General features: G+C 42.8%; 19 protein-coding genes. 3 read left to right on the top strand and 16 right to left on the bottom strand.

What is annotated here, in order from left to right:
* Nucleotides 1-144: 144 nt before the first annotated feature.
* The 9 genes from mmsB to G610_RS22930 all read right to left on the bottom strand — a co-directional run bounded on the left by mmsB (nt 145) and on the right by G610_RS22930 (nt 11483).
* Nucleotides 145-1335, bottom strand: a complete 1191-nt coding sequence (gene mmsB, locus G610_RS0104030; RefSeq protein WP_026523754.1) for a multiple monosaccharide ABC transporter permease — start codon at nt 1333-1335, stop codon at nt 145-147.
* Complete coding sequence (gene mmsA, locus G610_RS0104025; RefSeq protein ID WP_026523753.1) at nt 1328-2884, bottom strand: multiple monosaccharide ABC transporter ATP-binding protein; 1557 nt, start codon at nt 2882-2884, stop codon at nt 1328-1330. The genes mmsB and mmsA overlap by 8 nt, the downstream gene beginning before the upstream one ends.
* Nucleotides 2885-3000: 116 nt before the next feature.
* Nucleotides 3001-4194 (bottom strand): multiple monosaccharide ABC transporter substrate-binding protein, encoded by a 1194-nt coding sequence (gene chvE, locus G610_RS0104020; RefSeq protein ID WP_026523752.1) that lies wholly within the window; start codon nt 4192-4194, stop codon nt 3001-3003.
* A gap of 256 nt (nt 4195-4450) precedes the next feature.
* Entirely contained in the window at nt 4451-5554 is a 1104-nt protein-coding gene (locus tag G610_RS0104015) for a substrate-binding domain-containing protein (RefSeq protein WP_051197599.1), read from the bottom strand.
* 85 nt (nt 5555-5639) lie between these two features.
* A complete protein-coding gene (locus G610_RS0104010; RefSeq protein WP_026523750.1) occupies nt 5640-7241 on the bottom strand; it encodes a helix-turn-helix domain-containing protein in 1602 nt (533 codons plus the stop codon).
* Between the two features lie 74 nt (nt 7242-7315).
* Complete coding sequence (locus G610_RS0104005) at nt 7316-8794, bottom strand: sensor histidine kinase (RefSeq protein WP_026496210.1); 1479 nt, start codon at nt 8792-8794, stop codon at nt 7316-7318.
* Nucleotides 8787-9878 (bottom strand): substrate-binding domain-containing protein, encoded by a 1092-nt coding sequence (locus G610_RS0104000; RefSeq protein WP_081667198.1) that lies wholly within the window; start codon nt 9876-9878, stop codon nt 8787-8789. Before G610_RS0104000 ends, G610_RS0104005 begins: the two co-directional genes overlap by 8 nt.
* Before the next feature lie 60 nt (nt 9879-9938).
* On the bottom strand, nt 9939-11315 hold the full coding sequence (locus G610_RS19630; protein ID WP_035796880.1) for an MATE family efflux transporter: 1377 nt from the start codon (nt 11313-11315) through the stop codon (nt 9939-9941).
* Nucleotides 11316-11330: 15 nt separating this feature from the next.
* Nucleotides 11331-11483 (bottom strand): hypothetical protein, encoded by a 153-nt coding sequence (locus G610_RS22930; RefSeq protein ID WP_242829611.1) that lies wholly within the window; start codon nt 11481-11483, stop codon nt 11331-11333.
* A gap of 176 nt (nt 11484-11659) precedes the next feature.
* Here G610_RS22930 and G610_RS0103985 point away from each other — a divergent pair, with 176 nt between their 5' ends.
* The gene (locus G610_RS0103985; RefSeq protein ID WP_196809802.1) at nt 11660-12955 is read left to right on the top strand and encodes an MATE family efflux transporter; all 1296 of its coding nucleotides are present in this window, start codon (nt 11660-11662) and stop codon (nt 12953-12955) included.
* Nucleotides 12956-13318: 363 nt separating this feature from the next.
* On the opposite strand, the gene G610_RS0103980 is transcribed toward G610_RS0103985, so the two are convergent.
* Both G610_RS0103980 and G610_RS0103975 read right to left on the bottom strand, forming a co-directional pair.
* On the bottom strand, nt 13319-13684 hold the full coding sequence (locus G610_RS0103980; protein WP_026496214.1) for a PBECR3 domain-containing polyvalent protein: 366 nt from the start codon (nt 13682-13684) through the stop codon (nt 13319-13321).
* 1 nt (nt 13685) lies between these two features.
* Nucleotides 13686-14621, bottom strand: coding sequence for a hypothetical protein (locus G610_RS0103975; protein WP_026523747.1), 936 nt, complete (start codon nt 14619-14621; stop codon nt 13686-13688).
* A 107-nt stretch (nt 14622-14728) separates the two neighbouring features.
* Here G610_RS0103975 and G610_RS0103970 point away from each other — a divergent pair, with 107 nt between their 5' ends.
* A complete protein-coding gene (locus tag G610_RS0103970) occupies nt 14729-15097 on the top strand; it encodes a helix-turn-helix domain-containing protein (RefSeq protein ID WP_026523746.1) in 369 nt (122 codons plus the stop codon).
* 417 nt (nt 15098-15514) lie between these two features.
* Here the strand turns inward: G610_RS0103970 and G610_RS0103965 are convergent, their stop codons facing one another.
* From G610_RS0103965 to G610_RS0103945, 5 genes are all read right to left on the bottom strand, one after another.
* Nucleotides 15515-15916 carry a GNAT family N-acetyltransferase gene (locus G610_RS0103965; RefSeq protein ID WP_051197634.1) on the bottom strand — a complete coding sequence of 134 codons (402 nt, stop codon included), beginning with the start codon at nt 15914-15916 and terminating at the stop codon, nt 15515-15517.
* A gap of 23 nt (nt 15917-15939) precedes the next feature.
* Nucleotides 15940-17490, bottom strand: a complete 1551-nt coding sequence (gene rlmD / locus G610_RS0103960) for a 23S rRNA (uracil(1939)-C(5))-methyltransferase RlmD (RefSeq protein WP_051197597.1) — start codon at nt 17488-17490, stop codon at nt 15940-15942.
* 63 nt (nt 17491-17553) lie between these two features.
* The gene (locus tag G610_RS0103955; RefSeq protein WP_026523743.1) at nt 17554-18048 is read right to left on the bottom strand and encodes a tRNA (cytidine(34)-2'-O)-methyltransferase; all 495 of its coding nucleotides are present in this window, start codon (nt 18046-18048) and stop codon (nt 17554-17556) included.
* Between the two features lie 51 nt (nt 18049-18099).
* Nucleotides 18100-19536 (bottom strand): sensor histidine kinase, encoded by a 1437-nt coding sequence (locus G610_RS0103950; RefSeq protein WP_026523742.1) that lies wholly within the window; start codon nt 19534-19536, stop codon nt 18100-18102.
* A gap of 233 nt (nt 19537-19769) precedes the next feature.
* Nucleotides 19770-22043 (bottom strand): beta-glucosidase family protein, encoded by a 2274-nt coding sequence (locus G610_RS0103945; protein ID WP_026523741.1) that lies wholly within the window; start codon nt 22041-22043, stop codon nt 19770-19772.
* A gap of 184 nt (nt 22044-22227) precedes the next feature.
* Here G610_RS0103945 and G610_RS0103940 point away from each other — a divergent pair, with 184 nt between their 5' ends.
* Nucleotides 22228-23109: a helix-turn-helix domain-containing protein gene (locus tag G610_RS0103940; protein WP_026523740.1), complete on the top strand. Its 882-nt coding sequence runs from the start codon at nt 22228-22230 to the stop codon at nt 23107-23109.
* Nucleotides 23110-23160 lie beyond the last annotated feature (51 nt).

The raw sequence follows: 23160 nt of genomic DNA, 5'->3' as shown, positions 1-23160 counted from the left end.
AAAACTTTAACGATTTATCAAACCTAATTATATATCTTTTCGCGCACGTTAGTCTATCGTGCTTTTTAATCATATTTACAGTACAAAAAATCCCCGGAAGAGATAACTCTTCCGAGGATAATATGCTTAAAACAATTATTTTTCTTAGTTCTTTGCGATCATCTTTCCGCCGCGCTTTGATACTACGTCGAAGATAACGGCTGCAAGAAGAACGACACCCTTTACAACCTTCTGCATGTTGGCATCAACGCCCATAAGTGACATACCAAGGTTGATAACACCCATGAGAACCGCACCAACGATAACTCCGGGAACTGTACCGATTCCGCCGTAAGCAGATGCTCCACCGATGAAGCAGGAACCGATAGCGTCCATCTCATAGTTCTGGCCGTATGTAGGCTGAGCTGATGTAAGACGTGCGATTGTGATCATACCTGCAAGTGCTGCAAGGAAGCCCATGTTGGTGTAAGCAAGGAAGTAAACCTTGTTTGTGTTGATACCGGAAAGCTTTGTAGCCTTCTCGTTACCACCTACTGCGTAGAAGTAACGTCCAACTGTTGTGTTGTTTGTGATGTAACCATAAACAAGAACTACGATCATAACCCAGATAAGAACTGTCGGAATACCCTTGTGCTGTGCAAGCTTGTAAGCAAAGAGAATGATTACAGCTGAGATAGCGATTGTCTTTGCAAGGAATCCAGCGAAGTTCTCTACTTCGTAGTTGTTCTTTGTTCTCTTAACACGTCCTGATACTCTGAGGATTACGTAAATTGCTGTTGCAAGGATACCACCAAAGAGACATGTAAGGTTAAGTGCACCGTTTCCGAAGATGTCATGTACATAGCAGTCAGCACCGCCACCGAACAGGTTTACAAATGAAGTCTTATCCTTGATAGAAACTGTAAGTCCGTTAAGAACTACGTTTGAGATACCTCTGAATGCAAGCATTCCAGCCAGTGTTACGATGAAAGGAGGAATTCTTACAAATGCGATCCAGAATCCCTGGAAAGCACCGATTGCTGTACCGATGAGGATCATGCAAATGATTGCAAGCGGGATCGGAACGTTGAGGTTAACCATAAGTGTTGCACCTACAGCGCCTACAAAGCATACAACTGATCCAACTGAAAGATCGATGTTACCACCGGTTAAGATACACAAAAGCATACCTGTTGCAAGTACGAATACGTATGCGTTCTGTGAAATCAGGTTACTTACGTTCATAGGCAGAAGAATTGCTCCGCCTGTTCTCCATGAGAAGAATGCTACTACTATGAGAAGAACAATTATCATAGTATTTTTCTTTAAAAAGCCAAGTACTTGGTTCTTATCCATTGTTTACCTCCTTATTTCCGGATGACTGTAAAATCTTAGTCATTATCTTTTCCTGTGTTGCTTCTTTGCCATCGAGCTCTCCAACTATCCTACCCTCGTTCATGACATAAACTCTGTCACACATTCCCAGAATTTCCGGAAGCTCTGAAGATATCATAATAACTGATTTACCTTCAGCTACGAGCTGATTGATAATGCAGTAGATCTCATATTTAGCGCCGACATCGATACCTCTTGTAGGCTCATCAAGTATGAGAATATCGGGATCCGCAAACATCCACTTTGCAAGAAGAACCTTCTGCTGGTTACCACCTGAGAGGTTGCCAACGTTCTGTTCAACTGTGGGTGCCTTGGTCTTAAGCTTTTCTTTGTAATCAACAGCAACCTTATACTCTTTATCTTTATCGATGATCTTGTGGCTGCTGACTGCATCAAGATTAGCAAGTGTTGTATTTATCTTGATAGGATTGGAAAGGATAAGTCCGTTACCCTTTCTGTCCTCAGTAACGTAAGCAAGCTTGTGCTTGATCGCATCCTGAACAGTGTTCAGATGAACTTCCTGTCCCTTGATGAATACCTGTCCTGAGATGTTCTCGCCATAGCTCTTTCCGAATACGCTCATTGCAAGCTCAGTTCTTCCTGCGCCCATGAGTCCGGAAATACCCAGAACTTCACCTTTCTTTACCTTGATGCTTACGTTATTAACGATTTTTCTCTCATTATATAAAGGATGGTAAACATTCCAGTTCTTTACTTCCATCATGATCTCTTCGCCAACATGATGCTCTCTCTTCGGGAAACGATCTGAGAGTTCACGTCCAACCATGCCCTTGATGATTCTGTCTTCTGACAGGTCATCTACACCCTTTGTAAGGGTCTCGATTGTAGAACCATCTCGGATGACTGTGATCTTATCAGCTACATAAGAAATCTCATTGAGCTTATGAGAAATGATGATTGAAGTAAGATTACGCTCCGCTTTCAGCTTGAGAAGCAGATCAAGAAGTGCTCTTGAATCTGTCTCGTTAAGCGAAGAAGTAGGCTCGTCAAGGATAAGCAGTCTGGCATCCTTTGAAAGTGCCTTTGCTATCTCAACAAGCTGCTGTTTACCAACACCAATATCCTTAATCAGTGTCTGTGTACTGTCCTTAAGTCCGACAATATCCAGATATTTACGAGCAAGTGAACTGGTCTCGTTCCAGTTGATCTTAAATTTGGTTCCCCGTTCGTTTCCAAGGAACATGTTTTCAGCGATTGTCATGTAAGGAATAAGTGCCAGCTCCTGGTGTATGATAACAATACCCTTAGCTTCACTGTCCTTAATATCGTTGAACTTACAAACCTCAGAATCGTATTTGATATCCCCTTCATAGGTTCCGTACGGATAAATACCGCTAAGTACGTTCATCAGTGTGGACTTACCAGCGCCATTCTCACCAACAAGCGCATGAATCTCGCCCTCTTCCACCTGAAGATTTACGTTATCCAGAGCTTTAACACCGGGGAAGGTTTTGGTGATATTTTTCATTTCCAATAATATCTTCGCCAAGATTACCCCTCCTTTATTCACAATAGGTTAATTATTTTTTACTGGTTTAAAAGTTTTGCATACAATGGGCGGGTCTAAAGCAGGCCCGCCCTATAAGTATTTTGTTTTAGATTAGCTTACTGAAGCTGATCCTCTGTGTAATAACCGGAGTCGATAAGGAGCTCTTTGTAGTTATTTACATCAGCGAATACGGGCTCGCAAAGGTATGAAGGAATAACACCTGTGCCGTTGTCATATGTCTCTGTATCGTTTACAGGAGCATCTGAGCCCTTCATGATAGCGTCAACCATCTCAACTGTCTTAGCTGCAAGATCACGAGTATCCTTGAAGATAGACATTGACTGCTTGCCTGCGATCATGTTCTTAACGTTAGCTACGTCACAGTCCTGACCTGTGATGATCGGCCAATCACCTGTGTAGTTAGCTTCAAGTGAGTTTGTAGCACCGAGTGCTGTAGAGTCGTTTGAGCAAAGAACTGCATCAAGCTTTGTTCCGTCAGCATAGTTTGCAGAAATGATAGCATCCATTCTTGACTGTGCTGTCTCTGTTGCCCAGTTAGCTGTTGCAACGTCGTCGAACTCAACCTGTCCGGACTTAACTACAAGCTTGCCCTCGTCGATGTAAGGCTTAAGAACGTCCATTGCACCGCCGTAGAAGAATCTTGCATTGTTGTCACCGGGGTCACCTGTGAAGATCTCAAGGTTGTAAGGGCCATCTGTGTTGTCAAGATCAAGCTGATCTCTGATGTACTCACCCTGCTTTGTTCCAACCATGTAGTTATCGAATGTAGCATAGTAGCTAACAGCGTCAGAGTTCATGATAAGACGGTCATAAGCGATAACAGAAACGCCTGCTTCCTTAGCCTGCTCAAGAACTGTTCCAAGTGAATCACCATCGATAGAAGCGATTACAAGAACCTGTGCGCCTGAGCTGATCATGTTCTCAATCTGAGAAACCTGAGTAGCGATATCGTTTGATGCATACTGAAGATCTACTTCATAACCTGCATCCTTGAGCTGCTGCTCCATGTTTGCACCATCCTGGTTCCATCTCTGAAGGTCCTTAGTGGGCATTGCTACACCAACCTTGCCGCCGCCAGCAGCTGTGTCCTCTGTAGCTGTCTCTTCAGTAGCTGTCTCCTCTGTAGCAGCTTCCTCAGTTGTCTCTTCTGCAGCAGGAGCCTCTGTAGCTGTCTCCTCAGCTGCGCCTGTGTCAGTTGTTGCCGGAGCTGAGCTTCCGCCGCCGCATCCTACGAGCATTGAAGCTGCCATAGCAACTGAAAGAAAAGTACCTAAAAGTTTTCTCTTCATTTTGTTTCCCTCCCTATGAGAAATTATGAAAAATTTTACGGAATTTGTTTTCCGTTCCTTACAGTAAACAATCTATCATAAAAGCATTAGGAATAATTTACGACATTCTTCAAATTTTTATCATGGAGTGAAATAAAAAATCGATTGTGCTAGCATTTTTTTGCTATAAACAATCGATTTTTTATAAAAATGTGCTATGTTTAACGTTTTTACGTTTGGCCCAAATGGGTAAAGGCCGCATGATCACTGGATTTATTTAGTTTTCAGGCATTTTTCCGGGAACGTTTAAGTAAACATCCTCTTTTAGATGGAATCCGCTCTTGATTATTACATCATTGATATTGTCTGCAGTTACGCTTACAGGCTGTATCTTCAAATATGGAATCGTATTGCTTCCATCGTTTATGGTAGATAATTCTGTTCCATCGCTCTCAAGACTTTCCGCGTCAAGCGCCTCTCCGTTTGCCAGTTTAACTGCGCAAACCGCTGCTGTCTGGGCAAGCTTCTCGATAGGTTTATACACTGTCATCAGCTGCGTTCCTTCTACGATCCTCTGGCAGGCCTCAAGGTCTGCATCCTGTCCGACTACAAGCTTTCTGCCTGCAAGTCTTTTCTCTGAAAGTGCCCTGAGGGTGTGGCTTGCAAGATCATCATTGCCGCACATTATGGCATCACATCTGATTATGGTACTTATATTATTGTAGACATAATCACCGGCAAGCTCTGCCTTCCAGCCATCTGCATAGGTTTTATCGATGATCTCGTTGCCGGCTTCCTCCATGACTGCTTCAAAGCCTGTTTCAACCATTGGAACGTTGGTATCATTGGGTGATCCGCAGATCATGACTACCTTTTTGTCTGTAAGACCTGCATCCACAAGAGCCTGTCCCATGAGCTCGCCGACCATTTCGTTATCAAAGGATATATACAGATCAGTTCCTGCATCAGCGATCATTCTGTCATAGGCTATGACCTTGATACCTGCGTCCTGCGCCTTTTTTACCGCATCCTTCATATGAATTGAATCTATGGCAACTATTACGATTACGTCCATTCCCTTTTTAATGAAGTAATCAATCTGCTTTTTTTGCTCATCCACATCACCGCCGGCAATCTGGATATTTACCTCTGCTCCAAGCTCCTTTGCCATTGACACAAAGACGTCTCTGTCCCTTTGCCATCTCTCGATTACGAAGGAATCAAAGCACATTCCGATCTGGATTTTTTTCTCTTCTGTCTCGCTCTCCTTTTTGCTGCTACTGCTCTCCTGATTACAGCCGGATAAGCTGCATGCTGCAAGTGCGGCAATAACAAGGCATGATGCAAATCTCTTTAGTATTTTTTTGTAAAAATGCTTCATCGTTTAAGTCCGTCCCGGATTTTTTTAATATAAGATAGGAATCCGCAAATTTATAGTTTTCCGTCTTTCTGAGAAAAACAGGATTCTATGCTATTGGATTCTCTTTGTACTCTGTAGGTGTGACTCCCACATTTTTCTTAAAGCTTCTGCTGAAGTAGTTGGGGTCGGTGTAACCGCACATGGAGCAGATTTCCTTCATGGAGTAGTCTGAGTTTTTAAGGAGCTCCTTTGCCTTATCCATGCGTATGTTGGTGAGATATTCAATAAAGCTTACTCCGCTGTCTTCCTTAAATATCTTACTGAAATAGTAGGGAGAGATGTTGACTACCTTGGATACGTCATCAAGAGATATGTCACTTGCGTACTTCTCTTCTATGTAGCGCTTGGCTGTCTTGATGATATCTGTGGATTTCTCCTCGCGCCTGTTGGCTATGTCGTGGCAGGCAGATGTAATCTTTCCTAAAAACCACTCCCTTAGAGCTTCCGGTGTATCAAGGTCCATTATCTCAGGAAGGTAGCTGTTTCTGGATGAATATCTGTAGGTCTGGCCTCCGCTTTTGTACATAATGTGCTCTGCGTAAAGTGAAAACTCCAGGACCTTCAGCCTCATGGCCATGATGTCGCCTTCTTCCGCCATCTTAACCATCCAGTCTGAGTATTTATTGGCTATGGTGAGAGCACTGTTCACATCTCCCTTTCCAACAGCCTCAAACAATGGCTTTTCAAGGTCGCTTGGATAATCCTCCTCGTAGGCAGGACTAAGTGGCAGATCGTCTGCATGGGCCACTCCTCCTGTTGTGGCAATGAGTGCATTAAGCGCATCTCTGTAGGAATCGCCAAGCTCCCTTAAAGGTTTAACCCCGCCAATTCCAATACGGAAGTTTACGTCAGTCTTTTTCCCAAGGAATCTTACAAGGTCCCTTGTTCTCTCGATGAGGGCACTTCTCTCATCAAGCTCCATTTTTGTCTTTTCATAAGGGATAAGAACCGCAATCTTATTAGCCATTACGTTACCGATCTTGCAGTCAAAAAATTCCTTTACGGCTTCTCTTATCTCCTGGTATTTTCCGGAAATTTTAACTGAGCTTCCGACTGCGTTGGTCATGTGATTTCCTTCCTGGGTATCACCGCTTACGATAGCCAGCATATATCCATAATTTTCCTCAATTCCAAGGATTGTTCTGTAGCTGTCGACATCCTCTTCAAACTGTTCCTTTAAAAGGATGTCGTAGATAAGTCCGTTCTCTATTATGGGCTCTACTGTCTCAAGCTTTTCCTTAATAAGAAGCTCGTTACTGCGCTTTTCTCTCTCCGAGTCGATCTGCACCATGGCCTTTTTGATAACTGTTATGATCTTCATGCGATCCATAGGCTTATTGATATATTCGAGAACCCCGAGCTTTATAGCTTCTTTTGCATAGTCAAATTTGTCATAGGCGGACATTACTATGAAAACAGTATTCGCTGAAAACTGCTTTATCTCTTTCATGGCATCGATACCATTTATACCGGGCATGTGGATATCCATGATGGCGATGTCAGGCCTGAAGCGCTCTGCCAGTTCTATTACGCTTCTTCCTGTTTTGGCAAACTCCACCTGGCAGGTATCACCAAATTCTTTCTCTATTATGAATTTCAGAGAATCAATTACGATTCCTTCATCATCCGCAAGCATGATTCGATACATGGCTTACTCCTCTTTTCTTAAAAGATAATTCTGTTTTGAATATCCCAATACTCCGGCAGATGTATTGATCAAGATCACTCATCAGCAGGAAGCGGCAGTCTGATAATGACTTCGCACCCTTTTCCCGGGCCTTCGCTCTTTATGTCCACAACATCCGGCCTTTCCGAAAACAGTCTGAGCCGCGAGATAACGTTGTCCATTCCGATTCCGTTGTGCTCATACTGCTCCTCCTTGTGGGCAAAGCTTCCGCCAAGGATCTTGTCGATATCCTCCTGGCTTATGCCTTTTCCGTTATCGCCGATACTGATGCAGACATTGCTGTCCTCTCTGTAGACCTTGAGCTTAATAACACCTTTATCACCCATCTCTCTGATGCCGTGATTTACTGCATTTTCAACAATAGGCTGCAGTGTCATAGAGGGCATCGCAGTCTTAAGAAGGCGCTTATCCACCTGTTTTTCATATTTTATGTCCCCTGAAAAACGGACGTTAAGGATCTGGATGTAGTTATCAACGAGGGTTACTTCCTCTTTTATGGTAACCTCCGTCTCCTGATTTTTAACATTGTATCTGAAAAAGTCAGCCACAGTCTGGACATACTCATAGGTCTTGTCCGCACCCTCCATCATGGCAAGCTGAGCTCCTGCATTTAATGTGTTGAAAAGGAAGTGTGGATTGATCTGCGCCTGCAGATATTTTAGCTGAGCATCCTTAAGGTGTGTCTCCATCATAAGCTCTTTTTCCTGGAGGTCACGCTCTTTTTCCATACTTTCCCTGAGTCGTACAATGTACTCCTTGATGCTGACCACCATCTTGTTGAAGGCACCGATAACTATACCGATCTCGTCATGGTAGAGGGGCTCGGGAAGGTCTGTATCAAAGTTACCTGTTGCGACTTCATCCGCAGAATCTGCGAGGTCCTTAAGCGGCCTTATGAGCATGCCTACGATGATTATGATGCTTATGATGTTTCCTATCATAACGAGAGTAAGAACAGCCACGCTGACCAGCTCGAAGGTTCTGAATGCGCTTGCCAGCTCTGTGTAGTGCTCTGAGTTACTGACAAACTGCTCAATATTAAGACTTGAGATATAGGCATTTATGTAGTCATAAAGCTCAGTTGACTTCTCGTAGTGGTTTCTGTATTTTTCTACATTTCGTCCGCGCTTGGCTTCAATTGTGAGAGATACTTCGCTTAAGTAATTCTCTGACATGTACTTGATATTACGTCTCATGCGGCTAAAGGACTCATCCGTAACCTGAACGCCTATGGCTTCCGACAGATTCTGGAATTTCTGCGCACTGTTATAGTAGTTTTCCAGGGAATCAGTGGTCTTGGAGCTAAGGTAAACGGTCATGGAATCCTGAACGTCCGCTATAGCCTCAGAGAGGGCATTAAGCTGTCTGTTGTCGTGATAAACCATCTCCATTTCCTGTGCCATGATGTTGATTCCGAAAATCAGGAAAATATTAACTATGAAAATTAGTATATTGGCACCCATGTAGATGCCTACGATTTTTTTCTGAAGAGGGAGGTTAAAGAATCTATTCATCTATCTCCTCCTTTTTCAGGAAATCAGCCACATTGCTGCCATTAATAAGTGTTACATCCGCTGTAAAATACTGGCTGGTGGTACCAAATTCATGGTAGTCACTAAGGGCTTCCACGCAGTACTGGCCCATCTGCGCCGTATCAATTGAAATAGTGGCATAAACTATGCCCTTATCTATGGCACTTACGATTGATTCAGAGTCATAATATCCAAGGATGCTGACATCTCCAACTTTATTAAAATCAACTACCGCCTGATAAGCACAGACAGTGTTCAGCTCATTAAGGCAGATGATCACGTCAGGGATTTTTTCATTAAGGAAAATATCTCTGATGGATTCCTCAACCGAGAAGGCATTTTTATTATCAACAGGCACAACCGAGATGTTGAACTCGGAATTCGTGGCATTTTCCTGGCTAAGAGTTTCCTGTAGCGCAGAAATGATGATGTTCTGACCGCTGTCCTGAGCGTCGGTATTAACGAGCACGGTTACCTCCATGCTCTTTCTCTGTTTCATTTTCTCAGAGTCTTTGAAGTCCTCGCGGCGTTTTTCCTTGATGATGTTGAAAACCTGTCTGCCGTACTCACGTCCGATGTTATAACTTCCGACACCCACAAAGCTTATTCTTCCTGAGTGGGTATTATCTCCGTACAGGGTTACAACCGGAATCCCCTCCTGTGTGGCTTCGTTAATTAGGTTAGTCATCTCATCCGATTCATTGGCATAAACGATGATCCCGTCAACTTTAGACGCGATGGCAATTTTCATAAGCTCCTCGCAGCTGTACTGACGATCAAGATTCTCACCAAGAAGATCTATATAGGTGTTCTGCTCCTTTGCAGCTTCAAAGGCACCCTTATATACTGACTGCCAGAAATCCGCCTTGTAGCTATCGGTGATCATGACATAGTATTTGTCATATTCGTTTACTTCGCCGGATTTTCTGAAGTCTTCCATATAAAAACGAAAAACAAGTGCTCCTACCACCAGCGTAGCTATGGTAAAAAGCACAGTCGTAAACAGCAGAAAATTGTGCCCATGCATTTTCTTATTCGATTTTTCGGAAGATGTATGTGTACTCATACTCAGAATTTTAGCAGATTTTGAGAGGTTTGTTTACTGTTTGAACTGATGCCGCACAAATTAGTGTGTGGCGACATCAGTTTTCTTTGTATTCCAAAGGGCAAGACGAATAAGGAACAGTGTTCCTCTTACGCAAAGCTCAGTGCACATGGCAATCCAGGCGCCCTTTAATCCATATCTTGCACCAAGAAAATATGCAAGAGGAATTCTGACAGCCCACACGCTTACAAGATTAAGAACACTTGAAAGAAGAGTCTCTCCCGCGCCTCTGAACACTCCGGCAGCAACAATCGATGCGCCGTAAAGAGGCTCAGCAAAGGCTTCTATTCTAAGGACCTGCGTGCCCATTCTTCTAATCTCTGCATCAGGTGTAAGGATTCCTATCATGAAAGGTGCGAACAACCACATGAGAACTGCGCTTGCTCCCATTATAAGCATTCCAAGAACAACTGCCATCCAGCCAAGTCTTTTAGCCAGTTCTTTTCTTCTGGCACCGATGCACTGACCAACGATTGTTGTGGCAGCTACGCCGATACCAAATCCCGGCATATAGCAAAGACCTTCTGCTGTAATAGAGAATGAATTGGCAGCAACGGACACGGTTCCAAAGGGTGATACTATTCTTGTAAATGCAACGTATGCAAAGCCCATTATGATGTTGTCTATGGCAACAGGTATGGCAATCTTAAGAGAAGCCGGGAGCTCTCTTTCTGCAAATCCCATAAAACCTGCCGTATCTTTTTCTTTTCTGCCGGTAAGGTGGAGCGCAGGTGACTTTACAAGAAGTATATAGAGCATTACCGCCGCAATTATCACAAAGGATAGCGCCGTACCAAGGGCTGCTCCGGTAACTCCAAGCCTGGGAATGAAAATCGCATTAAAAACAACGTCCAACGCGCACATTACCACATTCAAAATGCTGGGAACGCGAATATTTCCGCTGGACTGTATCATACCCTGAGATGCGAAAAGAAGCTCTCTTGCAGGAATTGAGAGAGCATATATCAGAAAATAGCTTGATGCATCCTTTCTTATGGCGATGTCGCCGCCCATCCATGTGGGAAGGTATCCGCTTACCAGGACGCCTACAGCCATAATTACGATACTGAAAATAAGGGAGCACACAAGCCCCCATTTTACTATTACTCTGGCACCGGCTTCATCCTTAGCACCTATCCTGTGGGCAACGCATACAGAAAAGCCCATGGCCGCTGCTGTGATTATTCCTCCCACAAGCCAGGTGGTGCTGGAAACCAGTCCTATAGCTGCAGATGCATTGGCTCCAAGGTGTCCTACCATGGAAGCATCAATGTACTGCATGATTATAGAAGATATCTGCGCAAGAATGGCAGGAAGACTGAGTTTTAATATCAGCGCAGCCTCCTGCCTGGTTGTTAATTTCTGGCCATTTCTTATGGCCGCTAAAGTTTCACTCATTTTATCATCACTTATTTATCTAATATTTCCGCTGCTTCTTTCATCAGCCATGAGCTCAAAATTTTTGAAGGTTTCAAGGTTATCTTCCATCTGAGCTTCATTTGACATTCCGGACAAAATTGTCATAACCCCCGGCAAAGCCCCAACAAATAATCCTTCTCCCTTCAAGTTTTGCCTGTTTAAGTTTTGCTAAATTTAATATGGAACAAAAAATAATAATTCGCAATAGCAAAAACGCGGTTGAATACTTTTTAACATCAATATAGAATATAAGCTTGTCAAAAGAAACTAAAAGCAAAAGGAATAAAACTTTGAAAACTAATAATATGACTTCAGGAAACAGTATGAGGCAGATAGTACTGTTTTTCCTGCCACTTCTTTTTGGAAATCTTTTCCAGCAGGTCTACAGCCTGGTGGATAGCATAATTGTAGGAAAAGGTATCGGAGACAATGCCCTTGCAGCTGTAGGCGCTTCTGGAACCTTGAATTTTCTCATATTGGGATTTGTTGTCGGCCTTACAAGAGGGTTTGGAATCAGCTTTTCTCAGTCATTTGGCAAAGGTGACCATAAGCTTCTTCGCGAATATATACTGGCTGCGCAGTTTATCAGCTCTGCCATGAGCATTGTATTTACAATACTGTGCCTAATGGCACTAAAGAGTATGCTCATTTTTCTAAAGACACCTTCAGATATTTTTGATGATGCCTATAGCTATTTTTCAGTTATTTTGATGGGAATAATTGTAACTGTGCTGAACAATCTTGCGATTACCATACTTCAGTCTCTTGGGGACAGCAAGACTCCTCTTACAGCAATGATAATCTCATCCATAACGAATATCCTTCTGGATATTTTGCTTGTGATAGGTTTTCATTTCGGAGTTGTAGGCGCTGCCATAGCCACTGTCATAGCTCAAGCTGTCTCATATATATACTGCCGTATTGGCCTTAGTAAGGTTCCTGTTCTGACAGACGAGGATAAAGCAGGTAAGGGATTCTTTGTTTTGCCGCAGTCTGGCCTGTGTGTTGAGCTTTTGAAAATAGGCCTTCCTGTCGCATTTATGAATTCTGTAACTGCTGCAGGTGGAATGATCCTACAGTATTTCGTAAACATCATGGGAAGTGCCTACGTAGCAGCTTATTCTGTCTGTATGAAGTTCGCGGGACTGTTTGAACAGTTCGGAATCTCCGTGGGTCTTGCCATTCTTACTTTTGTCGGTCAAAACAAAGGTGCCGGAAAATATGACAGAATACGAAAGGGTGTATGGCAGGGTCTTTTTCTATCCATCATCGTGAACATTCCTTTAGCCCTTATTCAGATCATAATCCCCGGATTGATCTCAAGGCTTATGCTAAGCGACCCTGTCACTATCGGATATTGCAGCGAATTCATGCCCATTCTCGGAATAAGCCTTTTCGCTCTTGGCTGGCTTTTTGTATTTCGCTACGCCGTGCAGGGACTTGGAAATACTGTTGTTCCCATGTTTTCCGGCTTTCTCGAAGTCGCACTGCGCCTCGGATTCGGTTTTACCCTGGGCAGAATGTCCTTTAGAGGAATAGCCGTATCCGAAGTCTCAGCATGGATTGGCGCCTTTATAATGCTGGCTGTGACTTATTTTGTACTGATGAGAAAAGCGTAATGAGGTCTACATGTTATACATAAAATGAAGTGATTGCTATATCAACATAGCCATCGACCTTTTCCCTACTTAAAAGAACAACCGTCTCGACATGTGTTCTAATGTACAAACCAAAGTAACAAAGAAAAAGAACGAGCAACCCGCACACTGTAACATGATCCGCGGTAAAAACTCGTTCCCAAAGAATTCTTTCTTACGCAGCAGCATCAATCAGGATCTTGACATTATCCGCTGTGAAAACATAAAAACATTTGGATGGGCGGCGTATCCATCATATCAGATTCCACTTAGGGAGCGCAGGGTGCCTTTCCTGCTCGTCAAATGTTCTTATATCCGGAGTATAACATCAGATATTTCGCGTAGTCAAGTGGTTTTAACGAGCCTTCCTGACCTTATGTAAGAATCAAGCTTTGCCTCCTTTATGTCAAACATTGTGGCTACATAATACCTATTTTTCTTTACATCAAGTTTTATAGTGATAAAAATGTTGTCCTTATAGCATTTCACCATCTCGAGTACACTTCCATTTAAGCCTATATAATCCGGGTTTGTAATAATATCCGGCAAATAATCATAATATTTCGCAGCTTGAAAATGTTGTCTCTTAATCAGATGAGCAAGAAGTCCCTTAGAGCGAAAAATAATAAAAGCATCATAATCAGTATCCAAATACCGATTAAGCTCAGTATTAAATCGAGCTACCGCAATCAACTTATCTTTCTTCCCCATGTCAAGCCCCAATTTCAGCTTTAGTCAAGATTACGTTTCGTCTCCAGTCTACTATCCCCGGTATCAACACAATTTTTGCAATATTACCATTTGATAATAGATTCATTGCTATATCCTTGTTAATTCCTAAAGACACACCTGGCTTATCACAATACAACCAATCCCCTTCATCATCAAAATCAACCTTATAGAGCGTCCATATTAAATTCTCTAATATATTGAACTCCCTAAAGTCTCTGCCAAGTTTCACATCACTAATCTTAACATTATCGAAATCTGTATCGTCACAATATTCTTTCCAATATACTTCACCCGATAACACTCCGAAATCTGTATAGATATATTCGTCATCAAAAAGAACCTCTTTAATACAGTTCTCACCTATAATAAACGCTAATAAACCGACAGAACCTCTCTCACATACGGTCAAAAATTGCAATTCTAGTCCGTTTTCAGCAATGCTATTCATATTGATGAATGCCGGATCTTTTAATTCCTGAAGTTTTTTATTATAAGATTTTAAGGATGAACTCCTGCTCTCAAAAGATTTGCTGATTCTTTTAATCTCATCAGGGATATCATTTTTGTTTATGAAATCATCAATATTGCTATATCCCGATTGATATGCCTGGTGTTCAAGTAATTCCTTTGCCAGCATATACTTTATTGGGTAAAGTTTGCAATAATTGTTTATCCGACACTCTAACGTTTCGACATATGTTATCTGCATATTAACTTCCGATGTATTATGCCTGCAATTAAGAAGATTATTGTACTTGCTTTCCTCGATAAGCAGTCCATATTCATCAGATACCTCATATGCATCAGGGTTCTCTTTAATAAAGACCTGTTCTGAACTATATCCTAAGGCATTAATACAATCTGCCATTCTCAGGTAAACTGTTTCATCTTTGATAATCCTATACTTAAAATCCATACGCCTATCCATTGAAAAATTTTACCCAATGCGTTATAGTAACCATTGGATAATGGTTATTATAAGTTATCCAATGGTTACTGTCAATAAATTTTTGAGGTACAAAAATGGAAAACCAATTAATTCCGGAACGTTTGAAAATGGCTCGTGAAAAACTCGGGATTACCATGGCCGAAGCATCCCGTAGACTAAACTTATCTAAAATAGGATATTGCAGATATGAATATGGAGAAAGAGTACCTTCATATCAAACAGTAGAAGTAATTGCAAGATGCTTATGCACTTCTGTCGATTATCTTGTAGGTAAAACAGATGATATGTCCCCTGATTATCTTGTAATTAGTAAAAAAGATGCGCCTTATCTGTTTGAATTGGTGCAAAATGCCTATAACTTTGATTCTGATACCCTGAAACGATTAATAACCTATAGCACAAGAATATGCGAATCACAACTTACCTCCAAAACCGACAAATAATTTATCAGGCTTGCCAACAAGCCCTGAAATATAGGCAGAATTCACCTCGCAGAATCTACTGCCTTCCATCCGAACCTGTCGGAATTTCCAACAGGTTGATTTTTCATCTAATTTGCCCTCTTCCACTTACCTTCTCTTGCTTTTTGCATCATTTGCGGATTTTTATGGAGTAACATCTGACTACCTTCTGGGACTGACTGAAAACAGTGAACAACATCCCTTTCCTGTAGATGAGCTCGGATTAGATGATGAAACTATCGATTTATTGAAAAGCGGAAAGCATAACGTTCGCTTAATTTGTTAAATGATTAAGCACCCGGATTTTATAAATTTTCTTTCAGACACGGAAAGGCGCACTCATACCTGCCATTAGTAAGTATAGAGTGCGTCTATTCCTAGTTGTTTATTTCAAATGTATCATCGATGAATGTACAATCTCGTCTGCTCCGGTTCATCATCCCCTTGAGCCATACAGTAAAACTCCCATCCATAACGCTCATAAAAACCTGTATGATCTGTAACAAGATAGATCGGTGCTATTCCTTTTTTATTCATGTTCTCCACAACAAGATTAAGAAGATTTCCTGCTATCCCCTGTCCACGATGAGCCTCTTCAGTATATACAGCGCAAACATTGGGGCTTAAGTCCTTCCTGTCATGAAAATCATTATCGATTACACCTAACCCCCCGACAATTTGATCTCCTAACATGCATAGGTACCAACCATTTTCGGTCTCTTTATTAAGATACGCTGTCATACATTCAAGATAAGCATCCTTGGGGACTCCCCACTTTTTGTGAAACCAATCTGCAGCCATATCTTTTAAGTCGGGTTTTTCTCTCAACTCAAAATATTTGTGAGCAACACTACAGTCTCCACATGAACCGTATTCGGGAACATATCGCAGGGGCGGACTTTCTTTAATTCGTAGCCGCCGTCTACGAGGATGCGGAGGTCTCTTGCAAGGGTGGCAGAGTCGCAGCTGACGTAAACGATTCTGTCCGGAGACATTTTGAGCATGGTCTCAAGGCAGACGATATCGCAGCCCTTGCGAGGAGGATCAACTACTATTACGTCAGGATGTAAGGCTCTAGCTCTGCTGCCCGCTGTATCTTCTGAGTCAGATGCTCCAAAGTCGCCATTCTGGCTCTTTTCTCCGTCAAGCTTTCCGTTGTAGAAATCAGGAAGAACTTCCTCTGCTTTTCCCACATAAAAGGTCGCATTTGTAATTCCGTTATTCTTCGCATTATCCCTGGCGTTGTCTATTGCCTGAGGTATTACCTCTACTCCATAAACATGTCCTGCCTTTTTCGCCATGGACAGGGTTATGGTTCCAATGCCGCAGTATAGGTCCCATACGGTTTCTTTTCCAGTTAGTCCTGCATAGGATACAGCTGTGGTGTAGAGCTTATCTGTCTGAACAGGGTTTACCTGATAGAAAGAGAGCGGTGATATCCTGAAGTTAATGCCGCAGAGAGTGTCGGAAATCGCTCCCTCTCCCCAGATTACATGAACCTCTCTTCCGAGAATGACATTGGTCTTCTCGTTATTTATGTTTACGGAGATGCTCTTCATTCCGCTTATTTTACTAAGTCTGCTTACAAGCTCGTCCTGTCCTTTAAGGAACTGCGCTGAAGTTTTGGCATCACTGTTATTTGCGGAAGTATTATTCTTAGCGGCTTTTCCACCCCTAGCATTCACAACCAGGCAAACCATGATCTCACCACTGGTAAATCCTTTGCGGATAAGTACGTGGCGCATCAAACCCTTACCTGTAGCCTCATCATAGGCAGGAATGCCATGCTTTTTCATATGGTCAAGGACAATTTCAAGAATCTCTTTATTTTCCTCTGTTCCAAGAAGGCAATCCTCAACGGGGATAATTGCATGGGTTCTTCCAGCATAGAATCCTGCTATTGGCTGTCCGTCCTTCCCTGTTCCGATGGGGAACTGGGCCTTATTGCGATATCTGAAGTGCGTGGTATCCATGCCAATAATAGGCTCCATGATGTCATCGATAAAATCACCATCGAATCCGCCAAGTCTTACGATATTGTTCCTTACCTTGTTCTGCTTGAATTCAAGCTGCTTTTCGTAGGCCATGTTCTGAATCTGACATCCGCCACAGGCCTTTGATACAGGGCAAGGTGGCTCCACTCTGCAATCTGAAGCTTCTATTACTTCATCAAGGTGAGCGTAGGCATAGTTTTTCTTGCTCTTCATCACCGAGACCTTTACAAGGTCGCCAATAACCGCATCCTTTACAAAAAGGGTATAGCCATCAACTTTGCCAATACCCTCCCCGTCGTTTCCTATATCTTCAATTTTTACAGTGAGAACATCTCCCTTTTTGTAGGGAGCATTCTCCTTTGCTGCATTTTTCTTTGCCATTTATTTCTCCTGTATATGCTTAGGAATATCTTACTATCGAACCGATAAGCCTCACTTAAAGCATCAGTCCTTCCACTTAAGTCTGTGGAGTTCTCCCTCTTCTTCCATTCCGGGAAAACCGTTCTGTCGAAGGGCTTCATATAAAACTATCGCCACTGAATTAGAAAGGTTCAGGGATCTGATATTGTGTCCCATGGGAATTCTGATGCAGTCCTCTTCGTTATCCACAAGGATTTCTTCAGGGATTCCTGCGCTTTCTTTTCCAAACATTATGAAATCGTCAGGTCCAAAGGAAACCTCTGTATAGGAACGCTTTGCCTTGGTGGTTGCAAGCCATACCTTAGCCCCTTTGTGCTTTTCTTTAAATTCTTCGTAATTCGTATATCTGGTGTAATCAAGCTTATCCCAGTAGTCCATGCCCGCACGCTTTATATCTTTTCCATGAAGAGCAAAGCCAAGGGGTTCAATCAAATGAAGGCTGCTGCCTGTTGCAACGCAGGTTCTTCCTATATTGCCGGTGTTCTGCGGGATCTCCGGCTGATGCAATACTATATGCATTAAAAATCTCCTATTGCTGTAGTTATTTCAGAAGACGCTAAAATACGCCTTTTAAACTTCCTCATCACTGTCCATGGAAGCGGCTTTTGGAATGGAAAAAATGAACTCTGTGCCAACTCCATAGGTAGAGATGCAGTTTATATTTTCGCCGTGGGCCTTAATAATTTCTTTTACGATAGAAAGGCCAAGGCCTGTGCCCTTCTTATCTTTTCCTCTTGAAGCATCCGATTTATAAAAACGCTCGAAGACCATCTTCTGATCTTCCTTGGGGATTCCGATACCGCTGTCTTTGACGGATACGAAAACCTTGCGCCTTTTTTCTGTAGTCTCAATTTTGATAACTGAATCGTGGTGACTGAATTTAATGGCATTATCAAGAAGATTGTAAAGAACCTGCTGAATCTTACTGAGGTCAGCGTTAACCAGCATCTTATCATCCGTCAAAACAAGCTCGATTGCAATCTTTTTCTCAAGACAGGTCATCTCAAAGGATGCCGCAGTATTCCTAATTACCTGATTTATATCAAAGTCAGCTCTCTCAAGAAGCATGCCTCTGGCGTTTAGATTGTTCAGGGTAAGGAGACCGTTTGTAAGCTTGGTCAGTCTCTCTGTCTCATTCAAAACGATGCCCAGATATTTTTCATGCATCTCGGGCGGAATTGTGCCATCCAGCATTGCGGATAAGTAGCCTCGTATTGAGGTAAGGGGTGATCTGAAATCGTGGGATACATTTGCCACGAATTTTTTCTGATCGTCCTCCTGTCTTGCGATCTCGCCTGCCATATATGAAAGGGATGCCGCAAGATATCCCATCTCATCCTCTGATTCGACAGAGAACTCATAGTTCATATTTCCTGATGCGTACTGCTCGGTAGCCTGAGTGATTCGCCTAAGCGGTATGTAAACCAGCTCTGTGAAAAAGATAAGTATTATAAGTGACAAAAGGAACATGACCACCAGCATCAGATATGAAATATTGAGGTATCCGTCTGCATTTTTCCTGATCTGACTGATGGGAAGATGAATTACCACGTAGGCCTGCACCTTATAATTAGCTGTAATTGGCGCAAATACGCTCATGTTGTCCTCTGTAAAATAGCCCCAGAAGGTTCCGATAGTGTAATAGCTTCCGGCAGTTACTGTGGGATCAAAGCCGTCGACAATAATTTCTTCGTTCTGACTGATTATCTTGGAAGAATCAAGAACGAGACGTCCGGAAGGGTTTACTATCCATATCTTCGCACCTGCCATGTATGCTGACAAAGCACTGAGCTGACGATGAACGGTATCAAGGGATGTTTCAGCATTATACAGATCGGCCGCATAGGTGTTGGCAATCTGCGTTGCTTCCGCATAGAGGGATTCCGCTTTTTCTCTCTTACAGTGCTCAAAGGTCATGTTGGATACGAAGGTTGCAACCATTATGAATCCGAAAATTCCAAAAAGCAGATATGCAATTAGAAATTTAAGATAAAGTGTACGTTTCATTATGTCCTCTGTTATTTATAGTAATCAAATCTATTTTAACATAAAATAGGATTTCGCTTGCGAAATCCTTGCGCGCGAGCAATATTGCTCGCAATAAATTTCCTTATTGCGAGCTGCGCATAATTGCTTTTTTAAAATACAGGAAATTCAAATGAATTTCCTGTATTTTAAAAAAGCCCTCAAGGCGGCTCATATAACACCACCCCGAGGACCTTAATGAGAAGCTTATTTAATTATTTGCCAAGCGCAGCCTTTACAGCGCCAAGGAGCTGCTCTGCCTGCTCATCATTCATCATTCCAAAGGACTTAAGAGATTTAACAGGCATGAACTTGATCATCTCCTGCATCATCTTATCGCCGATAGCATCATTTTCCTCTGCTCCTTCGAAAGGTGAATTCTCCATGGCCTTTTTCATTATTTCACCGATGATAGGTGCAGTTGCGGCATTAGCCATAAGCTCGCCAACTGTAAGAGATCCATCAACTCTCATAGGCTTAATCTTCTTTGTCTCGAAGCTTATCTCTGTGCGAAGAGTGATGTTATCACTTGCATTACCAACAAGAAGCTCATATTTTCCTGTAGGAGCAAACCAATCGCCAAGGCCTTCATCAAAATATGAAAGTGCTCTTGAGCAGATCTCCATCTCTACGGTCTTGGTCTCTCCGGGAGCTACCTCAACCTTTGCAAAGCCCTTAAGCTCCTTAACGGGTCTGTCGGGAGTGCCGTTTAAATCGCCCACATAGAGCTGAACTACTTCTTTTCCTGCAACAGAGCCGGTGTTCTTAACGTCTACGCATACCTTGATCTTGGTATCATCGCTCATCTTGTCGGATGAAACCTTGAGATTTGAAAGCTCAAAGGTTGTATAGGACAGGCCATGACCAAATGCCCAGCGCACAGGCATCATCTTCTTGTCATAGTAGCGGTATCCAACATAAACGCCTTCACTGTAGTAGCACTTCTCGGGATCTGTATTGAAATTAAGGTATGAAGGGTTATCCTGAACTCTCATAGGGAAGGTCTCAGCAAGGTGTCCGCTGGGGTTCTTCTCGCCATAGAGGAGCTTATCTGTAGCTTCACCTACGCCCTGTCCGCCAAGATACATCTCAAGGATTGCTGCTACATCATCAGCCCAGGGTGTTTCAACGGGGCTTCCGTTATGAAGAACAACAACCACGTTCTCATTAACCTCTGCAACTGCCTCAATGAGCTCATTCTGAGCTGCAGGCATGTTCATATCTTCTCTGTCATAGCCTTCAGACTCGATGATGTCAGGAAGTCCGGCAAAAATAACTACTACGTCAGCGCTCTTAGCTGCTGCAAGAGCCTTATCCAGCTCAGCCTTATCAAGGGGTTCGTCTGCCTGTGCCGGGAAGCCTTTTACATACTCTACATTTCTGCCCTTTGCCTTTGCTGATTCAAGAGCACTTGTAACCTTGGATGAGTTGATATGGCTGGAGCCACCGCCCTGATATCTGGGTGCTTCTGCATACTCACCGATGTAAACAATCTTCTTATTTGCATCAAGAGGAAGAATGCCGTTATTTTCAAGAAGTACAGCGCACTCTGCAGCAATCTCTGTTGCCTTCTCGTGATCTGCGTCTCTGTCAAATACAACGCCTTCCTTTTTGTTATCAAAATAGTCATAAACAACCTTGAGGATTCTCTCGCAGGATCTGTCCACAAGCTTCTCATCAAGCTCGCCGCTCTTAACTGCTGCAACGATCTTTGCATCATTTTCAGCTGTGTTTCCGGGCATCTCAAGCTCAAGGCCTGCGCGCACGCCCTGTACTCTGTCATCAACAGCGCCCCAGTCTGTCATTACGAAGCCTTCATATCCCCAGTCATCCCTGAGAACCTTGGTAAGAAGCCACTCATTATCTGATGCATAGGTTCCGTTTATCTTGTTGTAGGAGCACATAACGGTCTTTGGCTGTGACTCTCTTACTGCGATCTCAAATGCTGGGAAGTAAATCTCACGCATGGTTCTCTCAGAAGCTTCTGAAGAGTTGCTCATACGGAAAAACTCCTGGTTATTAAGCGCAAAGTGCTTAATGCTGGTTCCAACATGTCTTGACTGAACACCATTGATATATGCTGCTGCCATCTTACCTGCAAGGTAAGGGTCCTCTGAAAAGTACTCAAAGTTTCTTCCGCAAAGAGGGCTTCTCTTAATGTTTACAGCGGGTCCAAGTACTATGGAAAGATCCTCAGCCTGGCACTCATCGCCTATAGCTTCGCCCATTTTGCCAATCATCTCTGTATCAAAACTTGAAGCTGTAGCACATGCAGCAGGGAAACATACAGCCTTTATACTGTCGTTAACTCCCAGGTGATCCCCCTCTGTGTCCTGCTTACGAAGACCGTGAGGTCCATCTGACATCATAAACTTAGGAATACCAAGTCTCTCTACTGCCTTGGTGTGCCAGAAGTCATCGCCGCCAAGGAGGGATGCCTTTTCTTCAAGTGTCATCTCTGAAACGAGTTTCTTAATATCTGTCGCCATTTTAAATTCCTTTCCCGGTAAAACTATTTGAGTACCGAAATCACTCTTATAACCGATAAATTGATATTAACAATAATAGGGAAAAATGCTATGATATTTAACAGATAAATATAAGATTTTACAGATAAATTTTCACCAAAATTACTTTATAACATTTATTCATATATGCTAATACGATAATGCCATGAGTGATAATAAACGACAGGAATCAAAAGAAGAACATATTAAAAAGAATATTGAAAAGATGGAAAAGCTGATAAAGGAGGAATCCAAGCAGATATTCGCTTCTGTCTCCCAGCATATTTTCATGTCCAATGACACTCCGGGCCCCGATAACGGAACCCGCAGAATTCAGGAAAAAGCCATCTACTACTATGTGGCTGCGGGAGATGTTGTGAGGATAGATGAAGTAGTATCCACCGCCTTCGACAACATTGTAAAAACCAAGACCACAATAATAGAGCCCTATACCAAGGGTGCCTTTGCAGGTCCCGACACCGTGGGAGATGTTTCAGAGAGTCCTCTTCTTTTTGCAAAATATCTCTTAATCGCTAATGTTACTCTGGCTACAAGAGCTGCCATAGACGGCGGTCTTCCTGAGCACATTGCTTACGCCATAAGTGATGGATATCTGCGATACATGGACAAAATAAATGACATCATGAAGATCAATCTTCTAAGTAACAAGGCTCTGCGCGACTTCACTTACGCAGTACACGACTACGCCTTTAAGGAGTGCGGTCCCATAACCAAGTCCTGCTGCGAATACATTCTTCGTCACCTTCACGATAACATCACCATGAAGACCTTGTCGCAGATAAGTCACCGTTCTGCCAATTATATTTCCGACACCTTTGCAAAAGAGCTTGGCATGCGTCCCATGACATTTATCAGAAGCAGGAAGCTTGAGTACGCAAGGACGCTTGTGGAGACCACATCTCTGTCGGTTTCAGCCATTTCGGACCTTTTGGCTTTTCCCAGTACCAGCAGCTTCATTACTTATTTTAAAAAAGAATACGGCCTTACACCTCTGCAGTATAAGGGCAAAGGTGTAAGCCCGCAGTAATTCATTTTTATTAGGTATACTCTGCCGTAGAGACCCTTTAGTCTTACGGCA

This window comes from Butyrivibrio sp. MB2005 (assembly GCF_000424285.1).
Taxonomy (GTDB): domain Bacteria; phylum Bacillota; class Clostridia; order Lachnospirales; family Lachnospiraceae; genus Butyrivibrio.
Note: the sequence above shows the minus strand (reverse complement) of the source record. Positions and strands in the feature narration are given on the sequence as shown.